This window comes from Christiangramia aestuarii (genome assembly GCF_009735585.1).
Lineage (GTDB): Bacteria > Bacteroidota > Bacteroidia > Flavobacteriales > Flavobacteriaceae > Christiangramia > Christiangramia aestuarii.
The window spans coordinates 1-3908 of the sequence record NZ_VJVW01000017.1 but is presented as its reverse complement, the minus strand read 5'-3'; the positions used below and the strand labels follow the sequence as shown (position 1 = coordinate 3908).

2 protein-coding genes are annotated in these 3908 nt (G+C 41.3%); both read left to right on the top strand.

Going from position 1 to position 3908, the window contains the following annotated elements; translation table 11 throughout:
• Positions 1-1500 (top strand): T9SS type A sorting domain-containing protein (locus FLP08_RS16335; protein WP_162431110.1); only part of this gene is annotated, 1500 nt, incomplete at its 5' end.
• 462 nt (positions 1501-1962) lie between these two features.
• A partial coding sequence (locus FLP08_RS15325) for a hypothetical protein (protein WP_156278045.1) occupies positions 1963-3908 on the top strand: 1946 nt, incomplete at its 3' end.

Below are 3908 nucleotides of genomic sequence, written 5' to 3'. Positions count from 1 at the left end.
TTCGTTACTCTTGAGAAAGGTTGTGGAGAAGAAGGAAGTTTCACTTCAACACCACCAGCTGCCGATATGAGCATTTGTACCAGTGGCTCAATTTCGTTGACCTATGGAGCCGATGACGGTTGTACTTCCGATCAGGTAAGTGCCACTTTCAGCTGGACTCAGGGAGATGCTGTAAAATTAGAAGCACCAGCCGCTTTCGAAGACTGTGCTTTTGAAACTCAGGCAGAATTGGATGCTGCATTCAGCACCTGGTTAGCTGGCTTTAAAACGTTGAATAATGGATGTAATGCTACCGCATTCTTCGTAGGTGGAACTCCAACTGCACCAGATTTGGTTGGTGGAGGAACTGTTAACGCCACCTATAGAATAGATGATGGTTGTACAGATGATGAAGTATCTTCTAGCTTTACAATTTATCCGAATCCAACCCCTAGTTTAAATACTAGTCTGGTTTGCGAGGGAGATATAGCGACATTTACCGCTACGCCAACAGGATACGATAATTACGAGTTCTTTTTAGATGCTAATACCAACGGGGTCCTTGATGAAGGCGAAAGTCTTGCAAGCGGAACCAGTAATATTTATTCTGGGGTGTTTACTAACGGTGATGTAATTGGTGTTCTGGTAACAGATGCTAATGGCTGTACCGCAATTGATACTGCAACAGCGCTTACAGAAGCATGTTGTTTCGACGAAACAGGATATGCCTATGATGGTGGTGGTAACATGCCATTCTGTGGTAACATCAAGAGTAATAACTGGGGTTGGTCTAACGGACCTTACTCCTACATTGGTCTTGATGAAACTCTTCCATTATATGCCGGTGCTTCTGATTGTGATATCACCAAAGGAGTAATCGCAGGTTATGTTTCATTGTCTTATGACTCCAATACTGAGGAGATTGTAGTTGTTTATCAAATTCAGGATACCGAATTGGAATACTTCAAATTATTGAACGTACAGGTTTATATTGGTTGTGATGATCTACCACGTTTTGCTGGTAGTCCAGGTCAATATCCATATAAGGATACAACGATTTTCACAGAAACAACAGCTGAAATTAGAGTGCCACTTTCAGACCTTGAAGGCAAAGGACAGAATTTCTGTCCAACAGGCTTCTGGGTCATTGCACACGCAGATGTTGATGTTTGTGAAGGAGAAAGATCTGAACCTATAGCTTCTTCTATACTTAAGTCTTCAGAAGAAAACTTAAGTATAAGTTCTCAATCTGTATTAGAAGAGGCTAGCTTCAGTGTTGCACCGGTTCCATTCAAAGATCAGGTGAGCGTGAGATATGACTTTGAGTATACCTCAGATGTTAAGATCCAGTTCTTCGACCTTAATGGTTCGTTACTTAGAACTTATACAGATAAGCAGGTAAGCAAAGGAGATGAAACTCAGATAAATGTAGACTTTGCTCTTAGAGCGAATACGGTCTATATCATGAGAATAGAAACAGACAGGGATGCTTTCTCTAAGAATATCATGTCTGGTAATTAGAAATAAATATTAAATCTAAAAATAAAAAGCAGCCGAAAGGCTGCTTTTTTTATTTGTAACAACTTGTAAAATAATGCTTTAGAATTGTTCCTTAGGGCCCTTTTTTGTATATTTACCTGATCTTAAAATTAGCTGTCCTATAGCTAAATAATGAGCCTTAAGGAAATTCTTCAGTTTTCCGGGGCCATGAAATAAATCCCCCCTTGTATTCAAAATTGCCCCGATTTGACCTTAATAGGTTAGTGCTTAAAGCACAAATTTCTCTCATGATCTTAGCTTCTATAGATCTCTGAATGTTTGGGAAAGGTCTAAGCCGCCCGTAAACATTTATACCCCCCTTTTCAAGAGTATTCTATTTAACTAAAAATTTTAATGGTATGATCCAGAACCGGTTTTCCGGTTAACTCTCAGGTTTAAAACCCTGAAGTATGATGATGTAGATGTAACCAAAAATTAACGATTATGAGAGTTATTACTTCGCCAGATAGCTGGATATCTGGCTTCAAAAAAGATTTAAAGTGGTGTACAACATGCTTGCCAGGCTTCAGGTTTTGGCTTATGCTATTTGTTACCACTTTTTTATGCCTTCCAGCGATTAAGGCTCAAACAACTATTAGTTTAACCGATGAAGTCATCGCACGGTTTGGTGTGGAAGCAGACTTATATGCGAATATAAACGAACTGGTGCCTACCGATCCTGATTTCCCAAATACAGATGACTGGTTCTTAAGTTCAACCTGGCCAACTAGCGGGGAAAACGTGATCGCCCAAACCGGGACCGATTCTGAAGGTAATGTAGTTGCTGATGTGATCGCATCGATTACCGGTGGCAATAATGCAGGAGAGATTAGGATGTCTAAGCCAATATATTCTATGGTTGGCGATTATCTTTGGATAGACGCGGTCTACTTTAGAGATCAGAGAACCAATTCAAATCTGGTTGATAATACCTTTTTTACCTCCGGAGACGATAAGAACTTTGAAGATCCTATTCTTGGCTGGACCATAGGTACCGGGAATGGAGGACCTCAGAAGAATGATATCATCGAGTTCTTTGGACACCTAAGAAGAGATGATGGAACACCGAATGATAACGAATATGCAATCGTAGGAGCAACTACCCGTAGCCAGAGTGGTACTAGCCACCTTGACTTTGAATATTTCAGGAAAGATATTGTTCTTAATGCTGCTGGTACAGGTCTGGAATATGACCCGGAAAGATATGGAGATCTCGAAGGTCAAGAATTAGCCGACTTTCTGGCTTCTTTGGGCTGTAATCGAACCTTTTATCAGTTTAAGGAAGATTATAGTGTAGAACATCATGGTGATGTAGTCTTTTCTGTGAATTATGAATCTGGAGGTGATAATATTAACGTTGAAGTATTTGTATGGATTAAACGTACCGGTTTGGATGTGACAGCATTTAATAATGCGACAAACAGGCCTTTTACCTTAAGTGATAAGAATGGGGATTTCGAATTTTATCCTTGTCCTACCGATAACAATTTTGGTTATGCCAAAATTCAGCCTAAAACCGGCGCTGTATTACCTGTAACGGCACAGGTGAACCAATCAACTATCACCGGACCACCATGGGGGTCATTTAACAGCAAAGGTCAGCCAACGGGAGACCTTCCATCTTTGGCTTTTGTAGAATTATCTCTTGATGCTACAGAACTTGGATTGGATACCAGGACCAGTGAAGGTGAATGTGAAAGTCCGCTTGGTAGTGTAATTGTGAAGACAAGATCTTCAGCGCCGTTTACTTCGGAGCAAAAAGATTTGGCGGGTCCTGTTAATTTAGGAAATACACCACCAGTTTCGGTTGAAGTGGAGGACGTAGCTTTCTGCGAAAGTGAACCTGAAGACCTGGTTGCAGATATAATGCCTGAAGTGGGGGATTACTTCATTCAGTGGTTTTTATTATCTGGCGAGGATCTAGCTACCAGAACTCTTAAACAGGCCGATTCTGATATTAATGGTGGAAATGCCGCAGCAAGATCTTATACTCCAACCGAGTCGGGTACTTATGAAGTAGTAGTAACTGTAATTCTTGGTGATGATCCAAATAATCTAGGCTGTTTCGCAACAGCTCGTGCTACTGCAACAATCTATGAGGATCCTGAAGCCGAGTTGGAAACCGAAGGAGTATGCGATGGCGAAGATGCTATATTCACTGCGGAACCTAGTGGCAGTGGAGAGCAATATACTTTCTGGATAGATACCGATGCGGACGGAGAGGTCGATGCAGGAGAGACCATTCTTCAGGCGAAATCGACCGATAATACTTACGATAGCAATATGATAGCCGATGGTACTACAGTTACCGTACTGGTAGAGACTACCGATGGTTGTACCGATTATGCTACCGCCGATGCGATCGTATATGAAAATCCTGAAGCCGAGCT